Raw genomic sequence first — 283 nt, 5'->3', positions numbered from 1 at the left:
TCATTTTAAGAGTTAATTTCTTTTAAAAAATAACTTTTACAGTAGTTGTTTATTCGAGTATTCTGTCGCAAATACTGCATTCGTTTCTTCAGACTCATTGAATGCAAAATTTTCATCACATTCAGGAAACCAGACAAGATCTAGAATTCTGAAATAACAATCTTTTTTGTTTCCTTCGCTACAATCTTTTTACATTCTCCTTCATTAATACTTTCTTTAAAAGTTTCAAAATCAAGATATTGCGGTTCTTCGGTTAAAAAGTTACAGATCAAAAATTCATTGA

The organism is Bartonella sp. AA86SXKL (assembly GCF_042196885.1).
Note: the sequence above shows the minus strand (reverse complement) of the source record.